Raw genomic sequence first — 24,344 nt, 5'->3', positions numbered from 1 at the left:
CTTATAGTTTTTTCAACATCCATACTGGGCATGAAGTATGACCCGTGCTCCCCATTGGAGCATCAAGATATTCAAAACCTGATTTTTTATATAATTTTTGGGCAGCATGCATAAAAGGCATTGTTTCGATATAACAATTTTCAAAACCAAATTTTTTAGCACTCTCCAAACATTTGTCCATCATTTTACTTCCTATTCCTAAGCCACGAGTTTCAGGCAAGAAATACATCTTTTGCAACTCACAAATTACTGGTACTTCATTCGCTAAAGGAGCAATTCCTGCACATCCTACGATTTTACCATTGTTTTCAACCACATAATAAACTGATTTGGGCTTATTATATTCTTCAAACATAAAGTCTAAATACGGATCCTCATATGCCGTTCCTACTTTCGGGATATTCAACTCATCAAAAACTGCTCTTATTAATTGTGCCACAGCCTGATTGTCTTCTTTTATTATTTTTCTGATAATCAAATTTTCCATTTCTTCGTATTCTGCCTTATTTAAACACAAAAGTAAATATACTTTATTGTTATTTTAGATAGTTTCAAAACTAAATCATAAACTCAAAAATAACTACTTTTGCATTGTGAATATACATGAAAAATACATAAAACGCTGCATTCAGCTTGCCAAAAACGGCTTAGGAACTACATACCCAAATCCCATGGTTGGTAGTGTAATTGTTTATAATAATACGATTATAGGAGAAGGCTGGCATAAAAAAGCCGGCGAGCCTCATGCCGAAGTAAACGCTATAAACTCCGTAAAAGATAAATCGTTACTAAAAAAAGCAACTATTTACGTAAGCCTGGAACCCTGTAGCCATTTTGGAAAAACACCTCCTTGCTGCGATTTAATTATCACACATGAGATTCCAAATGTAGTAGTTGGAACAGTTGATCCAAACGAAAAAGTTGCAGGTAAAGGAATTAAAAAGCTCCTTGAAGCTGGAAAAAAAGTTGTTATTGGAGTCTTAGAGGACGAATGTAACGAACTAAACAAGCGTTTCTTTACATTTCACCAACAAAAAAGACCGTATATAATCTTAAAATGGGCAGTATCCAAAGATGGATTTTTAGCTCCAGAAAAAGACAACAATACAATCGCAAAAAGAGAACCTATCTGGATTACAAACACATACTCCAGACAGCTAGTACACAAATGGCGAAGTGAGGAACAAGCCATTTTAGTAGGAACACAAACCGTAATCGATGACAACCCTAAATTAAACACTCGTGATTGGGCAGGAAACAACCCTGTTCGGATAATTTTAGACCAGAACAATCGCATTCCACAAGACAGTCATATTTTTAGCAACGATGTTAAAACTATCGTATTTACAAAAATCAAAATTGCCATTGAAAAAGAAAACCTTATCTTTGAAGTAATTGATTTTAAAGAAAATATAATCCCGCAAATACTTGCAGTCTTGTACCAACACCAAATTCAATCGATTATTATTGAAGGCGGACTGCAAACTTTACAAACCTTTATTGACACTAATCTTTGGGATGAAGGGCGTTTTTTTGTTGGAAATACTTACTTTACAAAAGGCACTAAAGCTCCTAAAGTTGCTAGTAAAAAATCAGAAACAACATACATTGGCAAAGACGAATTAATACAAGTTAGAAACCATGATTGACACTATCATTTTTGATTTTGGGGATATTTTTATCAACCTAGACAAACAAGCCACAATTGATGGGTTAAAAAAACTTGGCCTATCTGAATGGAATAATAATTTAGATCAATTGAATATTAAATTCGAAACAGGCAATATCACACCAGAAGAATTTATAGCCGGATTTCAAAAAGAAATCCCAAATGCTTCAACAAAAGATATTCTCAATGCCTGGAATGCAATCTTACTTGATTTCCCTTTATACCGATTAGAATTCCTTCAAATGCTTTCTGAAAAATATAGGCTGTTCTTATTAAGCAACACCGATTCAATTCATATTAAAACATTCGAACACAGAACTGGAGTTTCCTTTTACAGTGATTTCTACCAATGTTTTGAAAAAGTCTATTTTTCGTTCGAAATTGGAATGAGAAAACCAAATCACGAAGCCTACAACTACATTATAAACAAACACGAGCTATCCCCAAAACGAACGTTGTTTGTTGACGACAAAATCGAAAACACCAATGCCGCAGCCGAATTAGGCCTTCAGGTCTGGAACCTACAAGTAGGAAAAGAAGATGTCGTAGATTTATTTGACAAAAAAATAATTTAAAAAATAATCTTGGAAATCAAAGATACTTACCAAACAATAGCTTACCCTTCGAAAGAAGTCTTGTACAAAGAAAAAAGCAGCAAGTTCTTTGGCTATGCTTACCCAATAACATCCGAAGAAGAAGTTAAACCCATTATCGAAACTTTAAAAAAACAACATCCAAGTGCTGTACATTATTGCTATGCCTATCAATTAGGAATTGAACCTACTATAAGCTACAGAGCCAATGACGATGGAGAACCGAGCAATACTGCAGGAATGCCTATTTATGGACAAATACAATCTTTTGGCGTCACAAACGTTATTATTGTTATTGTACGTATATATGGAGGAATCAAATTAGGTGTTGGAGGTTTAATTGCAGCGTACCGAACAACAGCACAAATGACATTAGAAGTTTGTGAAATTGTCGAAAAAACGATTGATGTTCAGTTTTTAATATCGTTTGATTACAAAAACATGAACAAAGTAATGCGCGTAATTAAAGAAAAAAAATTAGAAATTATATCCCAAGAAATGGAAATAAACGAGGTTTCAGGCCTGCCAATTGGTAAGATAACGGTTCAAATACGCAAAAAAAATGCCGAAATGGTATTCGACATTTTTGATTCAATGTTTGAAATAGATATAAAACCTTGCTGAAACCGCCCTCATTTAAGCCAAATATTAGCAATTATCAATGTTTTTAAGAAGCTCCAAAATGTAGCTCGGAGGAGCCATTGGACGACCTGTTTTTAGAGATACAAATACCAAAATAAACACAGCAGTTGTTAATAACTCATTTGATTCATTATAGATTGCGCAATCAAATTCTATCTTAACAGAAGTCTGACTTTTAAATGTTGTATGCACTGTTAATAATTCATCATATCGTGCGGATTTTTTATAATTAATATTCATAGAAACGATCGGCAAAGCAATACCGCTTTCTTCCATGCTTTTATACGAAACCCCTTTATTTCTAAGCCATTCCACTCGACCTATTTCAAAATAGGGAATATAATTCCCGTGATAAACGACTCCCATTTGATCCGTTTCTGAGTAACGAACACGCACTTGAGTTTGATGATTTTTCATTATATATTTATTAAAAAAAATTTTACATTTTACAGCATGCCTTACAATAATATTTTATAAAATTACCATCCAAAATATTTTTTTTTAACGAAATTTGTTCACATATTTGTTATCTTAAAAAATGACAAATATCCAACCTCGTTTTTATAAGACTAATATTATCAATACACATAAATTTAATTGAATCTATGACTAAAACTGCACAATCGGTATGGGAAAACTGTTTGTCTTTCATAAAAGACAACATTCAAGATCAGGCGTACAAAACTTGGTTTGAGCCAATCAAATCAGTTGAGCTAACCGACAACGCATTATATATTCAAGTCCCAAGTAAATTTTTCTACGAATGGTTGGAAGAGCACTATGTAAAATTACTTAAAGTTGCCCTTACCAAAGAACTGGGGAAAAATGCAAAGTTACTCTATAAAATTAAAATGGAAAACACTTATGGTAACAAACAACCGTTTACGGAACAGTTACCAAGTGCTAATAGAGGCCCAATGAAACCTCAAGACGTTGATGCTCCGTTTAAAAACTTAAATCCTGAATTAAAAAATCCTTTTGTAATTCCTGGAATACGTAATTTAAAAATTGAGTCTCAATTAAACCCAAATTATAGCTTTGACAATTTCCTTGAAGGAGATTCTAACCGATTAGCTCGTTCTGCAGGTATGGCTGTTGCCAACAAACCTGGAGGAACATCATTTAATCCTTTATTGATTTTTGGTGGCGTAGGTTTAGGTAAAACACACTTAGCTCACGCAATTGGCGTTGAAGTAAAAGACAAATATCCAGAAAAAACGGTTTTATATATTTCTGCCGAAATTTTCACACAACAATATATTGACTCGGTAAAGAAGAACAATCGTAATGATTTCATTCACTTTTATCAGTTAATCGATGTTTTAATTATTGACGACGTTCAGTTCTTATCTGGAAAATCAGGTACTCAAGACGTTTTCTTTCATATTTTTAATTACTTACATCAAAACGGAAAACAGGTAATTTTGACTTCTGACAAAGCTCCTGTAGACATGCAAGACATTGAACAACGTTTATTATCACGTTTTAAATGGGGATTATCTGCTGAATTACATCAACCAGATTACGAAACAAGAATTTCTATCTTAAAAAACATTTTGTATCGTGATGGAGTTGAAATTCCAGAAGATATTATCGAATATGTAGCACGCAACATTAAATCTAATGTACGTGAACTAGAAGGAGCAATTATTTCATTAATTGCGCAATCTTCTTTCAACAAAAAAGAAGTAACAATTGAACTGGCTAAAAGTGTAGTCGAAAAATTCGTTAAAAATGTAAAAAGAGAAATTTCTATTGATTACATTCAAAAAATTGTATCTGATTATTTCCAGCTAGACATCGAAACACTTCAATCTAAAACTAGAAAGAGGCACGTTGTTCAAGCAAGACAATTAGCTATGTTTTTTGCAAAGAAATTCACCAAAGCATCTTTAGCAAATATTGGCTCACAAATTGGTGATCGTGATCACGCAACTGTATTACATGCTTGTAAAACTGTTGACAACTTAGTCTCTACAGACAAACAATTCAAAAAATTTGTCGAAGATATCAATAAAAAACTAACGCTATAAACGCAACATGCCCATAAAAATCTTAATGGTCTGCTTGGGTAATATTTGCAGATCACCATTAGCCGAAGGCATATTAGCCTCAAAATTACCTAAAGATGATTTTTTAGTTGATTCGGCGGGTACAGGTTCTTGGTATGTTGGTAGCGCTCCCGACGAACGCTCTATTGCCATAGCAAAAAAAAATGGATTAAATATTTCCAACCAAAAAGGAAGACAATTCAAAACTTCTGATTTTGATATTTTCGATTACATCTACGTCATGGATAATTCTAATTATGATGACGTGGTTACATTGACAAAAAACCAAGAACAAAAAGACAAAGTTCAACTTATTCTAAACGAATTATTCCCTTCCGAAAATGTTGATGTTCCAGACCCTTATTATGGAAAACCAAACGGATTTGACTCAGTTTACGAAATGCTAGACCAAGTTTCTGAAGTGATTGCAAAAAAACTAATAGCCAAACATCAAAATCCAAATTCGGCTGTATAAAACAAAAAAATAAAACACATGAAACCCACTTCTTTATTAGGTAAACTTTATTTGATTCCGACAACCTTAGGCGAAAGCGATCCTATGGATGTCTTACCACAAACAATAAAGAGAAGCATTGATTTCATTGATCATTATATTGTTGAAAACGAAAAAACTGCACGAAAGTCAATAAAAGCAGTTTCTCCCGAAAAAAAACAATCCGAACTAATACTTTTTGCGCTAAATAAACGCACAGAACCAAGCGAACATTTAGACTTCATAAAACCTCTATTAGAAGGTAAAAACGTTGGGCTAATGAGCGAAGCTGGTTGCCCTGGCGTTGCCGATCCAGGTGCTGTAATTGTAAAGCTAGCACATGAAAAAGGAATTCAGGTGGTGCCGCTAGTGGGCCCTTCTTCAATTTTACTGGCCATGATGGCTTCTGGAATGAACGGACAAAGCTTTACTTTCAATGGCTACTTACCTATTGATAAAGACGAAAAAAAATCAGCATTAAAGTATTTTGAAAAGTTATCCCAGGATAAAAATCAATCACAGCTTTTTATTGAAACTCCATACAGAAACAATAAATTAGTCGAAGATATTTTACAAATATTAAATCCCGCAACGCATCTTTGTATTGCTACAGACATTACTCTACCAACCGAGTTTATCAAAACGATGCGTGTTTCTGATTGGAAAAAAATAAAAGTAGATTTACACAATCGCCCAACGATTTTCATTATCCACAAAATGTAATCAAATCGCATAACCATATCATCTATGAAGATTTTTTTAATCCTCATTTTGATTTGCTTTATACAAAATATATTTTCTCAAGCTACTAAAGAAGACGACCTTCTTGTTCTTACAGTAGGTCTAGTTGATAAAACTATCCCGAAACAAACTGTATATTATAGTAAAATCACATCTATTACAATGAACGTGCTGACATAAAATCAGAATTCCCAGGAGGCGCGGAAGCACTTGAACGTTTTATAAAAGAGAACTATAAAAATCCAAAAACAGAAATAACAGGAAGAATACATATAGGCTTTGTAATAGAAAAAGATAGAACATTAAGCGATATTAAAGTTTTAGGAGACATGGACCATAGAGCTGAAGCTATACAGGTTTTAAAAATATCTCCAAAATGGACACCCGCAAAAATAAAAAACAACCCCGTAAGAGTAGTTTATACTTTGCCAATTGCTATAAACTAACAAATCACAAATTCTCTTTTTAGAAAAAAATATTGATTTCATAAAAGAAATTCAAATTATCATAAAAAAGCTATCTTTATGAAAGTAATTATAGATTTTTATGAGCAAACTTCCACAGATTAGCACAAGTATTTTTACCGTTATGTCTAAAATGGCAAACGAACACAATGCAATTAATCTATCGCAAGGATTTCCAAATTTTCCAGTTGACGAACGACTAACTAGTATTGTAAAACGTCTCGCAACCGAGAATGTTCACCAATATACACCCATGTCAGGTTACCCACCGCTATTAACCAAAATAGCCAAACTTGTTCTAGATTCATACAAACGGGTAGTTCAACCAGAAACCGAAATCTTAGTAACTGCTGGGGCTACACAAGGTATTTTCACCACCATATTAGCATTAATTAAAGCAAACGATGAAGTAATAATTCTCGATCCGAGTTATGACTGCTATGAAGCTCCTGTATTATTGTGCAATGCACATTCTGTACGAGTTCCCTTAAACGATGATTATACACCAAATTGGGAAATTATAGAAAAGGCTTGCTCGGCAAAAACCCGAATGATAATTATCAATAATCCGCATAACCCGACAGGGAAAATTTTAGCAGAAGCGGACTTTATAAGATTAGAAAAAATCCTCGAAAAATACCCCGATCTATTAGTCTTATCTGACGAAGTATATGAATACATCACTTTTGAAGAAAAACACATCTCAGCACATACCCGCCAAGAACTCCTTAATCGTTGTATCATGATTTCTTCTTTTGGAAAATCATTTCATATTACAGGATGGAAGATTGGATATGTAGTAGCACCAGAACACTTAATGATAGAGATTAAAAAAGTACATCAATTTTTAGTTTTTAGCGTAAACAGCATTTCTCAAGTAGCCATAAGCGAATATCTAGATATTGTTGATGTAACCAAACTTGGCGAATTCTATCAAGAGAAAAGAGATTACTTTAAAAAACTACTAGAAAAAAGCCGATTCGAATTAAAAGCTTGCGAAGGAACTTATTTTCAGGTCGCATCATATAAGTCAATTTCCGATGAAGATGATGTTACTTTTTGCAAAAAATTAATTACAGAATACGGAGTAGCCGCAATACCTATTTCAACTTTCTATGCTAATGGAAAAGATTTAAAATTAATCCGTTTTTGTTTCGCCAAAGACAACACTACACTAGAAGCAGCTGCCAAACGATTATGTAGCATTTAGCACAAACTAAAATTAACATATATATTATGCATGCATACTATTAAATTCATATATTTACCTTTTAAACTTAAAAAAACATGAGTTATACAGATAAAATGTTAAGAGACGATGCCTTGCAAGGCAAAGTAATAGTGGTAACCGGTGGAGGAAGTGGCTTAGGAAAAGCGATGACCAAATACTTTTTAGAATTAGGTGCAAAAGTTGCTATTACGTCGAGAGATTTAGAAAAACTAAAAAACACAGCAACAGAACTTGAGGCACAAACTGGTGGAACCTGCCTGCCCTTGCAATGTGATGTACGTCATTATGAAGAAGTAGAAAACATGCTACAAGAAGTTTTAAAAGCTTTTGGTAAAGTAGATGTTTTACTAAACAACGCTGCTGGAAATTTCATTTCACCAACCGAAAGATTATCTGCTAATGCTTTTGACACTGTTATCGATATCGTATTAAAAGGTTCTAAAAACTGTACTCTTGCTTTTGGAAAACACTGGATCGACACCAAACAAACAGCTGCAACGGTTTTAAATATTGTAACTACATATGCTTGGACAGGATCTGCTTATGTGGTACCTAGCGCAACTGCAAAAGCAGGTGTTCTTGCCATGACAAGAAGTCTTGCTGTTGAGTGGGCAAAATACGGAATTCGCACTAATGCAATTGCTCCTGGACCATTCCCAACAAAAGGAGCTTGGGATAGATTGCTTCCTGGAGATCTTGCAGAAAAATTTGACATGTCAAAAAAAGTGCCATTAAAGCGTGTGGGAGACCACCAAGAATTAGCCAATTTAGCAGCTTATTTAGTCTCTGATTTCTCAGCCTACGTAAATGGCGAAGTAATTGTTATCGATGGTGGCGAATGGTTAAAAGGAGCTGGGCAATTTAATTTATTAGAAGCAATTCCAGAAGAACTTTGGGATCAGCTAGAAATGATGATAAAAGCAAAGAAAAACAAATAATAAGTGCTTACTAAAGTCAGGTATTTAAACAAATCTCTGATTGCACAAAAGGCTTCAATTACAGTGTAATTGAAGCCTTTTATTTTTATATAATCCATCAAAAAACAAGATAAAAACTATATGCAATTTTAAAAATTTTATCTAATGACAAATCCGTATTAATTATTATTTTTGCGGCTTCAAATTATAACAACATTTTTATGCTCATTATTGGAATTGCAGGCGGAACAGGAAGCGGGAAAACAACCGTAGTACATCAAATCATGAATGAATTACCTCATGCTGAAGTGGGCGTAATCTCTCAGGATTCGTATTACAAAGAAAATAAAAATCTATCTTTTGATGAAAGAGCTCTAATTAATTTTGATCATCCACGTGCGATAGATTTCGATTTATTAGTAAGCCATTTAAAAGACCTTAAAGAAGGAAAAACTATCGATCAGCCTGTTTATTCTTTTATAACTCATAACAGAACCGAAGATACAATTAGCACACACCCAAGAAAGGTAATGATTGTAGAAGGAATCTTAATTCTTACAAACCCAGAACTTAGAGATCTTTTTGACATTAAAGTATATGTTCATGCCGATTCAGACGAAAGACTTATCAGACGTTTAAAGCGTGATATCGCAGAACGTGGACGTGATTTAGATGAAGTTTTAACACGCTACCAAAACACGTTAAAACCTATGCACGAACAATTTATAGAACCAACTAAAGCTTTTGCAGACATCATAATTCCAAACGACAAATACAACACTGTAGCAATAGATGTAGTTCGTGCAGTAATTACGCAACGTATTCTATAATTTTATTGTAAATTTATTGCATTAATAATTAGGAGCTAATCCCGTTTTCGCCTTTATCTTTGTTCGTTCCTCACAAAGGATATCGACTCTACCGGGGCTAAAAAATAAAAAATGAAAAATCCATATAAAGACAAATCTTGGTTTAAATTCCTAAGCAACAAATACGTTTGGGTCTTATTGTTTTTTATAATCTGGATGGTTTTTCTAGATAATTACTCCTATTTTGACCATCGCTTCCTCGATAATCAAATAAATGAGTTACAAGACAATAAAACCTATTATCAGGAAGAAATAAAAAAAGATCAGGAACAAATAAAAGAACTTAAAAACCCTGAGCAGATTGAGAAATATGCTAGAGAAAAGTACTTTATGAAAAAAGATAGTGAAGACATTTACATCATCGAATTTGAAGGCGACACAATCAAAAAAAAATAAACTCAGAATTATAAAAAGATAAAAATGGCTACTCCCCTTTTCGATAATTTTAGTCCTGTATCATCCAAACAGTGGAAACAACAAATACAATTTGAATTGGATGGTGCCGATTATAACGAAACCCTGATTTGGAATTCACCAGAAGACATTCAGGTAAAACCATTTTATCATAATGATGAAGATATAAAGCCTGTTGATATAACAACCAAAGCAACTGATTTTAAAATATGCCAGAACATTTTTGTTCATGACCTTTTAAAATCAGTTGAAAGGGCTATAGATTCTTTAAAAAGAGGAGCCGAAAGCCTACGCTTTACGATTGAGGACGACTCCATTGATGTGGAAAAATTATTCCAAAATTTAACGTTAGAAAATAAAAACGTTTACTTCAATTTGAATTTCATCTCAATCGATTTCGTTAAAAGATTAAATACAATCTCGAAACAAAAAAAAGCCACTTTTTATTACACTATTGATCCAATTGGGCAATTGGCCAAAGATGGAAATTGGTTTTCATTTACAACCAAACAAAAGAACAATTTTGAAACACTTGAAATTCTTTCAAAAGAAATTCCAAATGAGTCATTAATAAGTATAAATTCAGGTTTATATCAAAATGCAGGTGCCAATATGGTGCAACAAATTGCTTACACTGTTGCTCATGCCAACGAATATTTTAATAGAATTCCTTCTATAAATGGAACTATAGTATTAGAAATATCTGTGGGTACTAATTACTTTTTTGAAATAGCAAAACTTCGTGCTTTGCGATTGCTTTTTAATTTAGTTGCAACTGAATACAATCCGAATCTAGAATGTCATTTATTAGTTTCGCCAACAAAACGAAATAAAACCTTGTATGATTACAATGTAAATATGCTACGTACCACAACCGAATGCATGTCGGCAATAATTGGTGGTGCTGATGCAATTGCTAATTTACCATACGACGCTTTATATCACAAAGACAATGAATTTGGAGATCGAATTGCTCGTAATCAACTATTGATTCTCAAAAATGAAAGTTATTTTGACAAAGTCAATAACCCTGCCGACGGAAGTTATTATATCGAAAGTCTTACTAAGCAACTTGCTGAAAAAGCATTAACGCTTTTTAAAGAAATCGAGACCAATGGTGGTTTCTTAAAACTTTTGACCGAAGGAACCATCAAAAGAAGAATTCAGGAAAGTGCAGATAAGGAACAAGAATTATTTGACACAAAGAAAGAAATATTGCTCGGAACAAATAAATACCCGAACAAAGACGACAAAATGAAACATGATCTAGAACTCTTTCCTTTTGTAAAAATAAAACCTAGAAAGACATTAATTACACCAATAATAGAAAAACGGTTGTCTGAGAAATTAGAACAGGAACGTTTAGCTCTTGAATAATTCAATTTTAAAGTAACAACCCATACAAAAAGTGTTTCAATGATACGAAAAGACCTCAACCATATCAAGCTAGATGTCAAAAGTGAGAAGTTAGACGTTGTTTCTAAGAACCAACAACCAGCTAAAAACTTTGAAACTGCCGAGGGTATAGATTTAAAAGCAACTTATACCGAACAAGATCTTGAAAATATAGAACACATTGGTTTTGGAGCTGGTTTTGCGCCCAATTTACGCGGGCCATACGCCACTATGTATGTGCGACGTCCGTGGACAATTCGTCAATATGCCGGATTTTCAACCGCTGAAGAAAGTAATGCTTTTTACAGAAGAAATCTTGCTGCCGGACAAAAAGGCCTTTCAATAGCTTTTGATTTGCCTACACATCGTGGCTACGACTCAGATCACGAACGTGTTGTGGGTGATGTTGGAAAAGCTGGGGTTGCAATTGATACAGTCGAAGACATGAAAGTCTTATTCGATCAAATTCCACTTGAAGAAATGTCAGTTTCCATGACAATGAATGGCGCCGTTTTACCAATTATGGCTTTTTATATTGTGGCTGCCGAAGAGCAAGGTGTTCCTCCAGTAAAACTTTCAGGAACAATACAAAATGATATCTTAAAGGAATTTATGGTGCGTAACACTTATATTTACCCACCAACTCCTTCGATGAAAATCATTGCTGATATCTTTGAATTTACAAGCAAAAAAATGCCAAAATTCAACTCGATTTCTATTTCAGGATATCATATGCAAGAAGCAGGCGCAACAGCTGATATTGAATTAGCTTACACTCTTGCTGACGGATTAGAATACATCAGAACTGGATTAGCAACCGGAATGTCTATAGATGAGTTTGCGCCACGATTGTCTTTTTTCTGGGCAATAGGAATGAATCACTTTATGGAAATTGCCAAAATGCGCGCTGGAAGAATGATTTGGGCTAAATTGGTCCAGCAATTTAATCCCAAAAGCGAAAAATCTTTAGCATTAAGAACACATTGTCAAACTAGCGGATGGAGTCTAACTGAGCAAGATCCATTTAACAATGTGGCACGTACTTGTATTGAAGCCACTGCAGCAGCTTTTGGTGGAACACAATCTTTACACACAAATGCACTTGATGAGGCCATAGCCTTACCAACCGATTTTTCGGCTAGGATTGCTCGTAATACACAAATCTTCTTGCAGGAAGAAACCAAAATAACAAAAACTGTTGACCCTTGGGCAGGTAGTTATTATGTAGAAAGCTTAACAAATGAGATAGTTACCAACGCATGGAAACTTATTGAAGAAGTAGAAGAGCTAGGCGGAATGACCAAAGCCATCGAAGCTGGAATTCCAAAATTACGAATAGAAGAAGCTGCGGCAAGAAAACAAGCCCGAATAGACAGCGGACAAGATATAATTGTTGGTGTTAACAAATACCGACTAGAAAAAGAAGATCCTTTACAGATTCTTGATGTCGACAATCAAATGGTTCGAAAACAACAAGTTGCCCAACTCGACCATATTAAAGCCACGAGAGATCCTGAAAAAGTAAAAGTAATACTCGAAAAATTAATCCATTGTGCAAAAACTGGCGACGGAAATTTACTTGAAATAGCTATTGATGCAGCTAGAAGTCGTGCCACATTAGGCGAAATTAGTGATGCATTAGAAACTGTTTTTGGCAGATACAAAGCACAAATTAAATCCTTTAGTGGCGTGTACAGTGCAGCAATAAAAGACGACAAAAGCTTCGAGAAAGCAAAACAATTGGCCGACACCTTTGCAAAACAAGAAGGTCGTCGCCCAAGAATTATGATTGCCAAAATGGGGCAAGACGGACATGACAGAGGTGCAAAAGTAGTTGCAACTGGTTATGCCGATGTAGGTTTTGATGTAGACATTGGTCCGCTTTTCCAAACCCCCGCAGAGGCAGCCAAGCAAGCTGTAGAAAACGACGTTCATATTCTAGGTGTTTCTTCACTTGCTGCAGGACACAAAACGCTAGTGCCACAGGTTATTGAAGAACTTAAAAAACATGGCCGCGAAGATATTATGGTGATTGTGGGTGGCGTAATCCCTGCACAGGATTATCAATATTTATTTGATGCTGGCGCAGTTGCTGTTTTTGGCCCTGGAACAAAAATTAGTGAAGCCGCAATAACAATCTTAGAAATCCTAATTGATTAAAAAACAAAAAACCTGCAATCACTTGCAGGTTTTTTTATATCCTTAATTCTGATGAATTATATTGAATGTACCGTAGCATCATTATCTGCTTCGACAGAAGAGACATTATAACCTCCAAAAGCTTTCATATAACTTCTTATAGACGTTCCATAAGCATCTCTGAAATACTTTTTTCCATTCTGCTTAAAAAAGTTTTTAACAGAACCAGCGCCTCCTAAATGGGCTGCTGCCAATATCCCTGATTCAGTAATATAAATTCCGCTGATTAGCTTCCCTTCATATTTTTCGATTTCTTTTCTTAATATCCATTTGTTTTTTGACAACAAAGCAAGGAATGCTTTTTCTTGTAACGCAGGATTTTTCAGGAATGCTTCCTCATTTCGAACTCCAATTGCACGCAAGGCTTGGGTACCAAATTGATATTTCCCCATATAACCAAGTGTATTTACTTTTCTGTATTTTCCTTGAGATTCTTTTAAAGCGATTGCTTCTTTGAAACCGATTAGGTGGTTTCCGGTGAAAGGAATACTGTCTGCGACAGGGTAATCTTTCTTTTCTTTAGATGGTAATAAGTATTCGGTCCCATCTGTATTTTCTGTAAGAAACCAAGGTTTGGCGTCTAATTTAAAGGGCTTAAAACCCGTGCTTAAAAATGCAATTATAACTGTTAACGTTGTGTAAAAATACCATTTCTTTATCATAGATTGTTTTTCTTTTGAACGCTGTCCCATTCAAAAATTTCTGCCTGCAAAGATACAACAAATTTTACAAAGCTATAAATCAACTAGTTAAACTTTTCTAAAATCACAAAATATCCGCCTTAAACCCCTAATTAGAAGAACGTTCCAAAAAATATTTTTAATTCATAATACTGCTAAAAGCCACTAAAAACGTTTTCGTAAAAAGTAATTTTCCTTCAATTTTTGTAAGAAAAACGTCGAGAGACAGACAAACCTACAAACAATTATTGAATACTAAATACGCAAAAAAATGTCATTCTTTTCTGTATTTTTAATAAAAACAAGTCAAGTATCTTACTAATGCCAAACTCTATTATTCAAGTAAATTTGATCAATTCAATAAACAAATATTACGTTTCAATAATTCACAAAAAAAATGCTGAAGTTTTAAAGCTCCAGCATCTTTTATATTTTTAAATTGTATCTAAAACCCTGTCTAGATAAAATTGAAGTTTTTATTCCTAAAAACTATCTTACCACTCCTTGGCTGTTAATCCAATCTGAATATTTTTTTGCATTTACATTGTGTTGCGCTAAAGTAGAAGCAAACTCATGATAGCCAAAACGGTCTACACTTGCACAAAAATAGATGTAATCATTTTTTTCAGGATTCAAGACTGCTTCTAATGCTGTTATATCTGGCATAGCAATTGGTCCTGGAGGAAGTCCTGTATTCATATATGTATTATACGGAGAAGACATAGTTAAGTCTTTATAGAAAACTCTTTTTATTACTTGGTCAAAATTGTCTGTTTTCTTTTTAATTGCATAAATAACCGTTGGATCTGCTTGTAATGGCATTTCTAAACGCAATCTGTTTAAGTAAACCCCTGCAATTCTTGGTCTCTCGTCCTTTTTTACTGATTCTTTATGCACAATTGAAGCTAAAATAGTAGCTTCTACAGGTGTTAATCCCTGTGCTTTGGCTTTTGCAATTCGTTCATCTGTCCAAAAATTATGATATTCTTTGATCATTTTATCACGAAACTTCAATGCCGAAGTATTCCAATACACTTCATAAGTATTCGGAATAAACATTGCAAATACATTTTCTTCATTAAAACCATTTTCTTTCAAAAACTCAGGATCTTTAAAAGCTGTTAACAAAGACAAGCTATCTGCTTCAATTTGAGAACCAATACGTCCTGCAAAATTCTCCAAACGTTCTTGATTATTAAATGCTAATTTAACTGGAACATTTGAACGCATTGCTCTTACCAAATCCATGTTGTTCATATCTTTGGTCAATAAAAAACGTCCTGGTTTTACATTTTCAGGATAATTTCTTTTATTGGCAACCATTTCAAAATTACTTAAGTCCTTTACATAAGGCTCTAATAACTTTTTGACATCGTCATAATTAGATCCTGTAGGCACATATACATATACCTCTTTCTCTGAAAATTTAGTATTAGCACTAAAAATCTGGTTTATTAAAATGAATCCATAAACCATCAAAACCGAAATTACAATAACGGCACTTATCGTTATAATTTTCTTTATATTCATATGGGGTTGCATTATTTGCTAGTATTTCTAAAATTATAACCTAAAACTAAACTTTTTTAAAACTTCTTATTAATTAACTGAAACATTGCTTCGTCTTGGTATACACCATTAACCAAAAGCCAATCTTTTTTAGTTCCAATTTTTTCAAAGCCAAATTTAGTAAAAAGTGCATTACTTGGTTCGTTTTTAACACCAATATTTGCATATAATTGATGCAAATTAAGATGATAAAAAGAATACCTAATTAATAACTCTAAAGCCTCTGAACCAATATTTTGATTCCTCTTTTCGTTATCTTGAATTACAATTCCAATGCCTGCCCTATTATTTTTAGGATCAAAATCAAATAAATCAACCAAACCAATAGCAGGGAAATCTTGCTCTTGACAAATTGCCAGCCTTAATTGCTTAGCTTCATATATATCCTGATGTGCATTTTCTAAATATTGTTTTATCAAAAACCGGCTATAAGGGGTTTGAGTATTACTTACTTCCCAAATTCTAAGATCGTTTTCGACAGCATAAATAAACTCCAAATCATTGGGCTCTAATGCTCGTATATAAATAGTATCTCCTTTTAATGTTATCATTTGATGCTTTTAGTTAGCCTTAAATTTTGCCAGGCTAATAATTAGATCACAATATCTATATTTCTATTGTTCCTTTAAATACAAATTCAGCAGGTCCTTTAAGAAAAACGTTTGTAAAATGTTCTCCCATTTTTTCAAAAGAAACCACTAATTTACCTCCTTCAACATTTAAGTTGATATCAGTTTCGTTTGTCTCGCCTATTGCATTCATTGCTATTGCCACTGCTGTAGCTCCAGTTCCACAGGCAAGAGTTTCATCTTCTACTCCTCTTTCATAAGTACGTAATGAAAATGTTTTATCATCTATTTTTTTTACAAAATTGATATTACTTCCTGGTTTACCATACAAATCGCCATATCGGATAGCTGCACCTTTTTCTTTAACGTTATAATGTTCCAAATCATCAACTAGTTGCACATGGTGAGGAGAACCTGTATTTAAGAAGGTGTGATCTTCAAATTTATTTACAGTATCAACATCAATCATTTGCAATGAAACAATCGAATCTGGTGCTATTGTAGCATGATGTAAACCATCTGTAGCTATAAAAGTAGTTTCATTTTCGATTACATGAAGTTTTTTAGCAAATGCTACCAAACACCTCCCACCGTTACCACACATAGAACTTTGGTTTCCATCAGCATTATAATATACCATTCTGAAATCGGTTTCAGAATCATTTTCTAACAAAATAAGTCCATCTGCACCAATTCCAAATCTTCTATGGCACAACTGTTCAATTAATTTTGTATCTTTCTTTGGGAAAAATTCTGAACGATTATCAATCATTACAAAATCATTTCCAGTTCCCTGATATTTATAAAATTCTACTTGCATTATTGTTGAATTATTCTTGAATTATTAACTACAAAAGTACGAACTATTAATGAAATGTTAATCATTGTTAAAGAGAGTTAAACCACTTTACTTCACTTTTTTTTTGATATAAATTTACAATAGATAACCTAAATACTAATCAACTATGAAACGATTCTCAACCTTATTTTTAGTGTCTTTATTAAGCGGAGCTACTACACTTGGTGCTTACAAGTTATTATTTGATAACAACGGCTCCCTTTTTGGTGAAAAAAACTCAATTGTAACTGTCGCACCAAATTCTTACTCTAAACAAGTTGGATTAGGATTACCTATCGAAACAGTTGATTTTACTGCCGCCGCAGACAAAACTATTCATACTGTGGTACACGTAAAAAATGTAGCTCGTAGAACAGTAACTAATCCGATGTTGGAATATTTTTATGGTTATGGTGGTCAACAATTACAAGAACAAGTAGGTACAGGTTCTGGGGTAATTATTTCTCAAGATGGTTATATCGTAACTAACAATCACGTAATTAAAGGAGCAACTGAAATTGAAATTACTTTAAATAATAAAAAATCGTATCCTGCTAAATTAATAGGAACCGATTCTAAAATGGATATTGCTTTATTAAAGATTAATCCTGACGAAAAATTACCATATACTATATTCGCAGATTCTGATGCAGTAAAAGTTGGTGAATGGGTATTGGCAGTTGGTAACCCGTACAACCTAAACTCTACAGTAACTGCTGGAATTATTTCAGCAAAAGCTAGAAATTTAGGCACAAATGGCATTCAGTCATTTATTCAGACTGATGCTGCTGTAAACCCAGGTAATAGTGGTGGTGCGCTGGTGAATACAAAAGGAGAATTAGTTGGAATCAATACTATGATCTCATCTACAACAGGTTCTTACGTAGGATATTCATTTGCAGTTCCGTCTAATATTACTAAAAAAATCATCGAAGACTTTATGCAATTTGGTAATGTTCAAAGAGGTATTCTTGGTGTTGAAGGAGGAGAACTTAATAACGCTGCTTCTAAAGAGCTAGGTATTGCTCAAACAGAAGGCTTCTACGTTAGCAAAGTGACTAAAAATTCTGGTGCCGAAAAATCGGGTCTTCAAAAAGGAGATATCATTGTAAAACTTGACAATCATGACATCTCTACTTTTGCGGATCTTTCTGGATACATCAATACAAAAAGACCAAATGATAAAGTTCAGGTAACTTTTATTCGTGACGGAAAAAACAAAGTAGTTCCAGTTATTTTAAGTAAAAACGAATTCTTTAGTACTGAATTTAAAGGAATCGAATTAGAAAATATCGATGCCAATGATAAAAAAAAATTCCGCATCAATTACGGGGTAAAAATTAAAGCCCTTACAAATGAAAATTTGCAACAATATAATGATGAATTAAAAGGCAACATTATTTTAAGTATTGATAACATAAAAGCAACAGATATTGAAACGGTTTCAAAAGTTTTGAATAAAAAAGACGAAAACCAAAGTGTCCGAATTGAAATGATAAATAAAAACGGAGAGGTTATTCGAGTTATCATCTAATTCTTATTATTTCCAAAAGCGTAAGCCATCTTGTAAAAATCAAGATGGCTTTTTTATTTCTAAAATAAATCACAAAATAGCTTACGAAATCGATTGAAATAGGTACTTTTGCGCCAAATTTAAAAAAACAAGCTATTTTATTTTTAGAAATTTTCAACTATGAGCAAAAAATCTTTGTACCAAAAAGAAGTATCATTTCAAGTCGACAGACGAAAAGCCGGAGTAGAATTGATTAAAATCATAAGCGATTTATGGTATGACAAATCCATCGAAATGGTTTTGTTTAAAAATCAATTGCTAGACAAAAATGTAAGTGACATTATCAACTTGCATCAGTATGCAGGAGAATTTGTAGGTAAACCAATCACTGTTTTTGACTCTGTAGAAATTGCAAGAGTTGTTTTATCTCTAAAATTACCACCAGCCAAAATAGATATTGGAAAGCTAACTTATGAATATCGTTTGGAGGATGAAAAATACCCTGATGCTCGTCATTTCGTAATTGAAAAACTTAAGGAAGCTAAATCAACTGAAGAAATTCAACCTAAAGATGTTGTTCTTTATGGTTTTGGTAGAATTGGTCGCTTATTAGCTAGAGAATTAATGTCGAAAACAGGAAAAGGAAATCAATTGCGATTAAGAGCTATTGTTATTCGTGACAAAAGTGAACTTGCTAATCTTGAAAAAAGAGCTTCTTTATTAAGATATGATTCTATTCATGGAGATTTTCAAGGATCTGTAACTGCTGATCCTAAGAATAATGCTTTATTAATTAACGGAACTACGGTGCACGTTATTTCTGCAAATTCTCCTGAAGAAATAGATTATACTCTATATGGCATCAACAATGCTTTAGTAATTGACAACACTGGTGCTTTTACTACGCAAGAAGCATTAAGCAGACATTTAGTTTCTAAAGGTGTTGACAAAGTTTTACTTACTGCCCCTGGTAAAGGAGTACCAAATATTGTACATGGTGTAAACCATAACGAGTACAATCCTGATGAAAATGATATTTTCTCAGCTGCATCGTGCACTACAAATGCTATTACTCCTATTTTAAAAGCGATAGAAGATACTCTTGGAGTTGTTAAAGGTCACCTAGAGACTATTCATGCTTATACAAACGACCAGAATCTTGTTGATAATATGCATAAAAAATACCGCCGTGGTAGAGCAGCGGCTTTAAATATGGTTATTACCGAAACTGGCGCTGGAAGTGCTGTAGCAAAAGCGTTACCGTCACTTGAAGGAAAACTAACATCTAATGCAATACGCGTTCCTGTTCCTAATGGATCACTAGTTGTATTGAACCTTGATGTAAAAAAAGCTACTTCGATTGCTGGAATCAATAAAATAATGAAAAAATATGCGCTTGAAGGGGAACTTGTTGAGCAAATAAAATACTCTTTGAATACTGAGCTAGTCTCTTCAGATATAATTGGTACTTCGGCTCCATCTATCTATGACAGTAACGCCACAATAGTTTCTAAAGACGGAAAAAGCATTGTATTATATATATGGTATGATAATGAATACGGCTACAGCCATCAAGTAATTCGATTAGCCAAATATATTGCAAAAGTAAGACGTTTTACTTATTACTAGCATACAAACAACCAAAACCAATATTTTCAAAACCATCAAGATTTCTTGATGGTTTTTTGTTTTTTAGATAATTCTCCTAACCTATTAATTAATGGATTTAAGTGAACTAAGTATTAAAGATCCGTATAAAACTCAAACTATTTACATGGTTCATTTTTTATTACAATAACTTAACTAGATAATAACTATTATATTATTGGTAAGACTGTAGTACTTTTTACTTCGGATATTACAAAGACTGTATTGATTAAAGAAACTTCAGGTAAAATCGATAATTTCTTTTGATGAAAATGATGATAAGATTCCATATCAGGAATGATAATTTTAAGCATATAATCAAAATTTCCTGAAACATAATTACATTCTACAACTTCGGGCAAATTCAAAATAGATTGATTAAATCCTTCCGAAGTATCATAGGTTTGTTTTGTAAGCGTTACCTGGCAGTAAACAGTAAGATTATTCCCTAATTTTTTCTTACTTAAAATAGAGACATATTTCTCAATAACTCCCTCTCTTTCAAGACGTTTCACTCGATCATGAACAGGCGTAAGAGACAAATTTATTTTATTTGCTATATCCTTTAAAGTATGACGCGCATCTTCTTGTAAAAGGCGTAGGATTTTTTTGTCAGTTTCGTCTAAAAGCATAGTAAAAAGCGTTTCAAATAATTATTGATAATCAGTCATTTTTTCTTTTTACAGACGTTAAATGCTCCTTAAAAAGAATATTTTTTTGTAAAAATATTAAATAAAAACAATATTTTCTTAATTATAATCAGAATATCAATAATATATTCTCTATATGTAGCTTTGTAAAACAAAATTAACAAAAACAAAAAAACTTAAGATAATGATAATAGGTGTTCCAAAAGAAATCAAGAATAACGAAAACCGTGTAGCTGTTACACCAGCTGGTGCTTCTGAAATGAAAAAACATGGGCATGTTGTTTATGTTCAAGCAACTGCAGGTTTAGGAAGTGGATTTAGCGATGAGGAGTACACAGCGGCTGGAGCTCAGGTTCTAGCAACTATTGAAGAGGTATATGCTATTGCTGAAATGATCATTAAAGTAAAAGAGCCTATTGCTTCTGAATATGACTTAATCAAAAAAGATCAATTATTATTTACATACTTTCACTTTGCTTCATCAGAGCCGTTAACACATGCTATGATCGAAAAAGGAGCTGTATGTTTAGCTTATGAGACTGTTGAAAAAACAGATCGTAGTTTACCTTTATTAGTTCCAATGTCAGAAGTTGCTGGACGTATGTCTATCCAACAAGGAGCAAAATACCTAGAGAAGCCATTAAAAGGAAGAGGAATTCTTTTAGGTGGTGTTCCTGGTGTTCCTCCTGCTAAAGTATTAGTACTTGGTGGTGGAATCGTAGGTACTCAAGCTGCAAAAATGGCTGCTGGTTTAGGAGCTCAAGTTACTATCATGGATGTAAGTTTAGCACGTCTACGTCAGTTAGATGATATTATGCCTGCAAATGTAAATACAGAAATGTCTAACCATTATAATATCACTAAAGCAATTGCTGATGCTGATTTAGTAGTTGGAGCTGTTTTAATTCCAGGAGCAAAAGCACCTCACTTAGTTACTCGTGATATGCTTAAATTAATGCGCCCAGGAACTGTTGTTGTAGATGTTGCTGTTGATCAAGGTGGATGTATCGAAACTTGTACTCCTACAACTCACGAAAACCCAACTTTTATTATTGATGATATAGTACACTACTGTGTGGCTAATATGCCTGGTGCTGTACCTTACACATCTACGCTTGCTTTAACTAATGCTACTCTTCCTTATGCTTTACAATTAGCTAATAAAGGATGGCAAAAAGCATGTAACGAAAATGAAGAATTAAGAAAAGGATTAAATATCGCAAATGGAAAAATTCTTTATAAAGGAGTTGCCGAAGCTTGGAATCTTCCTTATAATGAAGAATTAGTGTTAGCAAACGTATAAGTTTCTAACATTATATAAGTGCTTACTACACTAGAAAACCCGTCATATGACGGGTTTTCTGTTTTATGTAGTTATTGTTATACCCTGTTTTTATTAAGATAAAAATTTATGTTCCTTGAAAAAAACTTTACAGTTAGCTTGAATTATTCTTTCGGCTTCGTCAAATAATATACTGGAATTCCTGTTAGCATAATTAAAACGCCCCAACCACATGTAGAAAATTTGGTAAGCAACAAGCAAATACAAATTGCTGACGCTACTAGAATATACAAAATAGGCAAGAATGGATAGCCAAAAGCTTTATAAGGTCTCTCTGCATTTGGCATTTTCTTGCGTAAAATAAATATTCCGTATATCGTTAGAATGTAAAATATTAAAACAATGATAATCACAAAATCAAGTAAATCACCATACTTTCCTGTCAGGCATAAAGCCGAAGCCCAAATACATTGTGCCCATAAAGCCCATGCAGGAACACTAGATTCATTTAAAATAGCTGCTTTCTTAAAAAACAAACCATCCTTAGCCATTGTATAATACACTCTCGCACCAGCCATAATTAAGCCGTTATTACAAGCAAAAGTCGAAATCATAATCATAATTGCAATAATTAACGTTCCGATATTACCAAAAATATATTGTGATGCCACAACAGCTACTCTATCTGATTTTGCCGTAGCAATTTCGTCAAAAGGAATAACAGCCAAATACATTAAATTTGTCAAAACATAGATAATTGTAACTATAAAAGTTCCTAAAAACAAACTAAAACCTACATTCCGTTTTGGATTTTTAATTTCTCCTGCAATAAAAGTCACTCCATTCCAAGCATCACTAGAAAACAAAGATCCAACCATAGCAGCCGAAATACCTGTAAGTAATGCTGTTCCCCCTATTGGAAACCAAGATTTAGTATCTGCATCAAAAGCTCTTGTAGACCAACCATCTACCCAATTAGCATCCCAAACAGAAGCTTTTGCCCCAAGTGTTAATCCGAAAACAATTAATCCTAAAAGTGATAAAATTTTAATAATTGTCAAGACAGTTTGAAGAATTTTACTGTTCCTAACTCCTCGACTATTAATATACGTTAACAAAACAATCGTAACGATAGAAACCAATTGAGCCGCATTTAAATCAAAAGAACCAATTTCAAAAAGAATATTCTCATCACTAAAAGGTTCATAGATATAAGCTGCAAATTTCGCAAAAGCAACACCTACAGCTGCAATTGTACCCGTTTGGATAACTGCAAAAAAGCTCCACCCATACAGAAAAGCTATTAATTTGTTATAAGCCTCTTTTAAGTAAACATACTGTCCACCTGCTTTTGGGAACATAGCACTTAGCTCTCCATAACTCACTGCTGCAATAACAGTAATCAACCCTGAGATCAACCATATTAAGGTTAACCAACCAGCAGATCCTACTTGTCGCGCAATATCAGCACTCACAATAAATATTCCTGAACCAATCATAGATCCTACCACGAGCATGGTTCCATCTAATAATCCGAGTTCTCTTTTAAAATCTTCTGGTTTGTTTTCTTGCATATATTTTGGTTTTTTGGTTGGTTAAAGATATACTTTTTTTGGAAATTTTAGTTTTTAGACTCTTGATTTTTAGATTATATAGCAGTTATAATCTTTGGTTTTATCATCATCATCAAGCAAAGTAAAGCCTAAGCTTTTTTTTATTTACAATACAAAATATAAAAATCGATGAACAACCTATTTCTCTATTATTCTCAGCATACAAAAACTTAATCACAAGATAACTAATACTTTACCACCAATTATTTTAAAAAAAATAATTTCGTTTAATCATATAAGAAAAAGATAAAATTATGTAATCATCCTATAAATGAACAAATTAACTTTACATTAAGCGCTTTACT

The 24,344-nt window shown here is 33.3% G+C and carries 24 protein-coding genes; 16 read left to right on the top strand and 8 right to left on the bottom strand.

Translation table 11 applies throughout. The features are described from left to right. Position 1: 1 nt before the first annotated feature. A complete protein-coding gene (locus LPB87_RS01970; protein ID WP_129537497.1) occupies positions 2-487 on the bottom strand; it encodes a GNAT family N-acetyltransferase in 486 nt (161 codons plus the stop codon). A gap of 106 nt (positions 488-593) precedes the next feature. On the opposite strand from LPB87_RS01970, the gene ribD reads away from it, so the two are divergent. Genes ribD through LPB87_RS01955 form a run of 3 tightly spaced genes read left to right on the top strand, consistent with a single transcriptional unit; the run spans position 594 to position 2,886 of the window. After that, the gene (gene ribD, locus LPB87_RS01965; RefSeq protein WP_230604650.1) at positions 594-1,649 is read left to right on the top strand and encodes a bifunctional diaminohydroxyphosphoribosylaminopyrimidine deaminase/5-amino-6-(5-phosphoribosylamino)uracil reductase RibD; all 1,056 of its coding nucleotides are present in this window, start codon (positions 594-596) and stop codon (positions 1,647-1,649) included. Further along, positions 1,642-2,244, top strand: coding sequence for an HAD family phosphatase (locus LPB87_RS01960; RefSeq protein ID WP_230604648.1), 603 nt, complete (start codon positions 1,642-1,644; stop codon positions 2,242-2,244). The genes ribD and LPB87_RS01960 overlap by 8 nt, the downstream gene beginning before the upstream one ends. Positions 2,245-2,253: 9 nt before the next feature. Further along, on the top strand, positions 2,254-2,886 hold the full coding sequence (locus LPB87_RS01955; protein ID WP_230604647.1) for a YigZ family protein: 633 nt from the start codon (positions 2,254-2,256) through the stop codon (positions 2,884-2,886). Positions 2,887-2,910: 24 nt separating this feature from the next. Here LPB87_RS01955 and LPB87_RS01950 read toward each other — a convergent pair whose 3' ends face one another. Continuing rightward, positions 2,911-3,321, bottom strand: a complete 411-nt coding sequence (locus LPB87_RS01950) for a thioesterase family protein (RefSeq protein ID WP_129537493.1) — start codon at positions 3,319-3,321, stop codon at positions 2,911-2,913. Between the two features lie 188 nt (positions 3,322-3,509). Here LPB87_RS01950 and dnaA point away from each other — a divergent pair, with 188 nt between their 5' ends. From dnaA to scpA, 10 genes are all read left to right on the top strand, one after another. Beyond that, positions 3,510-4,937, top strand: a complete 1,428-nt coding sequence (gene dnaA, locus LPB87_RS01945) for a chromosomal replication initiator protein DnaA (RefSeq protein WP_039111581.1) — start codon at positions 3,510-3,512, stop codon at positions 4,935-4,937. A 7-nt stretch (positions 4,938-4,944) separates the two neighbouring features. Then, the gene (locus LPB87_RS01940; protein ID WP_129537492.1) at positions 4,945-5,430 is read left to right on the top strand and encodes a low molecular weight protein-tyrosine-phosphatase; all 486 of its coding nucleotides are present in this window, start codon (positions 4,945-4,947) and stop codon (positions 5,428-5,430) included. An 18-nt stretch (positions 5,431-5,448) separates the two neighbouring features. Beyond that, entirely contained in the window at positions 5,449-6,171 is a 723-nt protein-coding gene (locus LPB87_RS01935; protein ID WP_129537491.1) for an SAM-dependent methyltransferase, read from the top strand. Between the two features lie 170 nt (positions 6,172-6,341). Then, the gene (locus tag LPB87_RS20775; protein WP_129537490.1) at positions 6,342-6,635 is read left to right on the top strand and encodes an energy transducer TonB; all 294 of its coding nucleotides are present in this window, start codon (positions 6,342-6,344) and stop codon (positions 6,633-6,635) included. Positions 6,636-6,735: 100 nt separating this feature from the next. Continuing rightward, positions 6,736-7,863, top strand: coding sequence for a methionine aminotransferase (locus LPB87_RS01925; RefSeq protein ID WP_230604646.1), 1,128 nt, complete (start codon positions 6,736-6,738; stop codon positions 7,861-7,863). A gap of 77 nt (positions 7,864-7,940) precedes the next feature. Next, on the top strand, positions 7,941-8,822 hold the full coding sequence (locus tag LPB87_RS01920) for an SDR family oxidoreductase (protein ID WP_164998639.1): 882 nt from the start codon (positions 7,941-7,943) through the stop codon (positions 8,820-8,822). Between the two features lie 200 nt (positions 8,823-9,022). Further along, complete coding sequence (gene udk, locus LPB87_RS01915; protein ID WP_230604644.1) at positions 9,023-9,631, top strand: uridine kinase; 609 nt, start codon at positions 9,023-9,025, stop codon at positions 9,629-9,631. A gap of 111 nt (positions 9,632-9,742) precedes the next feature. Next, positions 9,743-10,066, top strand: coding sequence for a septum formation initiator family protein (locus LPB87_RS01910; RefSeq protein ID WP_129537487.1), 324 nt, complete (start codon positions 9,743-9,745; stop codon positions 10,064-10,066). A 24-nt stretch (positions 10,067-10,090) separates the two neighbouring features. Then, positions 10,091-11,461: a methylmalonyl-CoA mutase subunit beta gene (locus LPB87_RS01905; protein ID WP_230604642.1), complete on the top strand. Its 1,371-nt coding sequence runs from the start codon at positions 10,091-10,093 to the stop codon at positions 11,459-11,461. A gap of 39 nt (positions 11,462-11,500) precedes the next feature. After that, entirely contained in the window at positions 11,501-13,639 is a 2,139-nt protein-coding gene (gene scpA, locus LPB87_RS01900) for a methylmalonyl-CoA mutase (RefSeq protein ID WP_230604641.1), read from the top strand. Positions 13,640-13,695: 56 nt separating this feature from the next. Here scpA and LPB87_RS01895 read toward each other — a convergent pair whose 3' ends face one another. The 4 genes from LPB87_RS01895 to dapF all read right to left on the bottom strand — a co-directional run bounded on the left by LPB87_RS01895 (position 13,696) and on the right by dapF (position 17,316). After that, the gene (locus LPB87_RS01895; protein ID WP_230604920.1) at positions 13,696-14,340 is read right to left on the bottom strand and encodes a peptidoglycan-binding protein LysM; all 645 of its coding nucleotides are present in this window, start codon (positions 14,338-14,340) and stop codon (positions 13,696-13,698) included. Positions 14,341-14,847: 507 nt separating this feature from the next. Then, positions 14,848-15,888 (bottom strand): endolytic transglycosylase MltG, encoded by a 1,041-nt coding sequence (gene mltG, locus LPB87_RS01890; RefSeq protein ID WP_129537485.1) that lies wholly within the window; start codon positions 15,886-15,888, stop codon positions 14,848-14,850. Positions 15,889-15,944: 56 nt separating this feature from the next. Beyond that, the gene (locus LPB87_RS01885) at positions 15,945-16,478 is read right to left on the bottom strand and encodes a GNAT family protein (RefSeq protein WP_129537484.1); all 534 of its coding nucleotides are present in this window, start codon (positions 16,476-16,478) and stop codon (positions 15,945-15,947) included. A 55-nt stretch (positions 16,479-16,533) separates the two neighbouring features. Next, the gene (dapF, locus tag LPB87_RS01880; RefSeq protein WP_230604639.1) at positions 16,534-17,316 is read right to left on the bottom strand and encodes a diaminopimelate epimerase; all 783 of its coding nucleotides are present in this window, start codon (positions 17,314-17,316) and stop codon (positions 16,534-16,536) included. A 145-nt stretch (positions 17,317-17,461) separates the two neighbouring features. Here dapF and LPB87_RS01875 point away from each other — a divergent pair, with 145 nt between their 5' ends. Next, positions 17,462-18,868: a trypsin-like peptidase domain-containing protein gene (locus LPB87_RS01875; protein WP_129537482.1), complete on the top strand. Its 1,407-nt coding sequence runs from the start codon at positions 17,462-17,464 to the stop codon at positions 18,866-18,868. A 159-nt stretch (positions 18,869-19,027) separates the two neighbouring features. Further along, positions 19,028-20,476, top strand: a complete 1,449-nt coding sequence (locus tag LPB87_RS01870) for a glyceraldehyde-3-phosphate dehydrogenase (protein ID WP_129537481.1) — start codon at positions 19,028-19,030, stop codon at positions 20,474-20,476. A 188-nt stretch (positions 20,477-20,664) separates the two neighbouring features. Here the strand turns inward: LPB87_RS01870 and LPB87_RS01865 are convergent, their stop codons facing one another. Continuing rightward, a complete protein-coding gene (locus LPB87_RS01865; protein ID WP_129537480.1) occupies positions 20,665-21,126 on the bottom strand; it encodes an Lrp/AsnC family transcriptional regulator in 462 nt (153 codons plus the stop codon). A 202-nt stretch (positions 21,127-21,328) separates the two neighbouring features. On the opposite strand from LPB87_RS01865, the gene ald reads away from it, so the two are divergent. Next, positions 21,329-22,447, top strand: a complete 1,119-nt coding sequence (gene ald / locus LPB87_RS01860; RefSeq protein WP_129537479.1) for an alanine dehydrogenase — start codon at positions 21,329-21,331, stop codon at positions 22,445-22,447. Between the two features lie 143 nt (positions 22,448-22,590). Here ald and LPB87_RS01855 read toward each other — a convergent pair whose 3' ends face one another. Beyond that, positions 22,591-24,000, bottom strand: coding sequence for an amino acid permease (locus tag LPB87_RS01855; protein ID WP_129537478.1), 1,410 nt, complete (start codon positions 23,998-24,000; stop codon positions 22,591-22,593). Positions 24,001-24,344 lie beyond the last annotated feature (344 nt).

This window comes from Flavobacterium sp. EDS (assembly GCF_020991525.1).
Classification (GTDB): domain Bacteria; phylum Bacteroidota; class Bacteroidia; order Flavobacteriales; family Flavobacteriaceae; genus Flavobacterium.
Note: the sequence above shows the minus strand (reverse complement) of the source record. Positions and strands in the feature narration are given on the sequence as shown.

What these genes read in the sequence shown, in the direction of transcription:
- LPB87_RS01970 (WP_129537497.1), bottom strand. Translation starts at nt 487, where the DNA reads ATGGAAAATTTGATTATCAGAAAAATAATAAAAGAAGACAATCAGGCT.
- LPB87_RS01960 (WP_230604648.1), top strand. Translation starts at nt 1,642, where the DNA reads ATGATTGACACTATCATTTTTGATTTTGGGGATATTTTTATCAACCTA.
- LPB87_RS01950 (WP_129537493.1), bottom strand. Translation starts at nt 3,321, where the DNA reads ATGAAAAATCATCAAACTCAAGTGCGTGTTCGTTACTCAGAAACGGAT.
- dnaA (WP_039111581.1), top strand. Translation starts at nt 3,510, where the DNA reads ATGACTAAAACTGCACAATCGGTATGGGAAAACTGTTTGTCTTTCATA.
- LPB87_RS01940 (WP_129537492.1), top strand. Translation starts at nt 4,945, where the DNA reads ATGCCCATAAAAATCTTAATGGTCTGCTTGGGTAATATTTGCAGATCA.
- LPB87_RS01935 (WP_129537491.1), top strand. Translation starts at nt 5,449, where the DNA reads ATGAAACCCACTTCTTTATTAGGTAAACTTTATTTGATTCCGACAACC.
- LPB87_RS01925 (WP_230604646.1), top strand. Translation starts at nt 6,736, where the DNA reads ATGAGCAAACTTCCACAGATTAGCACAAGTATTTTTACCGTTATGTCT.
- LPB87_RS01920 (WP_164998639.1), top strand. Translation starts at nt 7,941, where the DNA reads ATGAGTTATACAGATAAAATGTTAAGAGACGATGCCTTGCAAGGCAAA.
- udk (WP_230604644.1), top strand. Translation starts at nt 9,023, where the DNA reads ATGCTCATTATTGGAATTGCAGGCGGAACAGGAAGCGGGAAAACAACC.
- LPB87_RS01910 (WP_129537487.1), top strand. Translation starts at nt 9,743, where the DNA reads ATGAAAAATCCATATAAAGACAAATCTTGGTTTAAATTCCTAAGCAAC.
- LPB87_RS01905 (WP_230604642.1), top strand. Translation starts at nt 10,091, where the DNA reads ATGGCTACTCCCCTTTTCGATAATTTTAGTCCTGTATCATCCAAACAG.
- scpA (WP_230604641.1), top strand. Translation starts at nt 11,501, where the DNA reads ATGATACGAAAAGACCTCAACCATATCAAGCTAGATGTCAAAAGTGAG.
- LPB87_RS01895 (WP_230604920.1), bottom strand. Translation starts at nt 14,340, where the DNA reads ATGATAAAGAAATGGTATTTTTACACAACGTTAACAGTTATAATTGCA.
- mltG (WP_129537485.1), bottom strand. Translation starts at nt 15,888, where the DNA reads ATGAATATAAAGAAAATTATAACGATAAGTGCCGTTATTGTAATTTCG.
- LPB87_RS01885 (WP_129537484.1), bottom strand. Translation starts at nt 16,478, where the DNA reads ATGATAACATTAAAAGGAGATACTATTTATATACGAGCATTAGAGCCC.
- dapF (WP_230604639.1), bottom strand. Translation starts at nt 17,316, where the DNA reads ATGCAAGTAGAATTTTATAAATATCAGGGAACTGGAAATGATTTTGTA.
- LPB87_RS01875 (WP_129537482.1), top strand. Translation starts at nt 17,462, where the DNA reads ATGAAACGATTCTCAACCTTATTTTTAGTGTCTTTATTAAGCGGAGCT.
- LPB87_RS01870 (WP_129537481.1), top strand. Translation starts at nt 19,028, where the DNA reads ATGAGCAAAAAATCTTTGTACCAAAAAGAAGTATCATTTCAAGTCGAC.
- LPB87_RS01865 (WP_129537480.1), bottom strand. Translation starts at nt 21,126, where the DNA reads ATGCTTTTAGACGAAACTGACAAAAAAATCCTACGCCTTTTACAAGAA.
- ald (WP_129537479.1), top strand. Translation starts at nt 21,329, where the DNA reads ATGATAATAGGTGTTCCAAAAGAAATCAAGAATAACGAAAACCGTGTA.
- LPB87_RS01855 (WP_129537478.1), bottom strand. Translation starts at nt 24,000, where the DNA reads ATGCAAGAAAACAAACCAGAAGATTTTAAAAGAGAACTCGGATTATTA.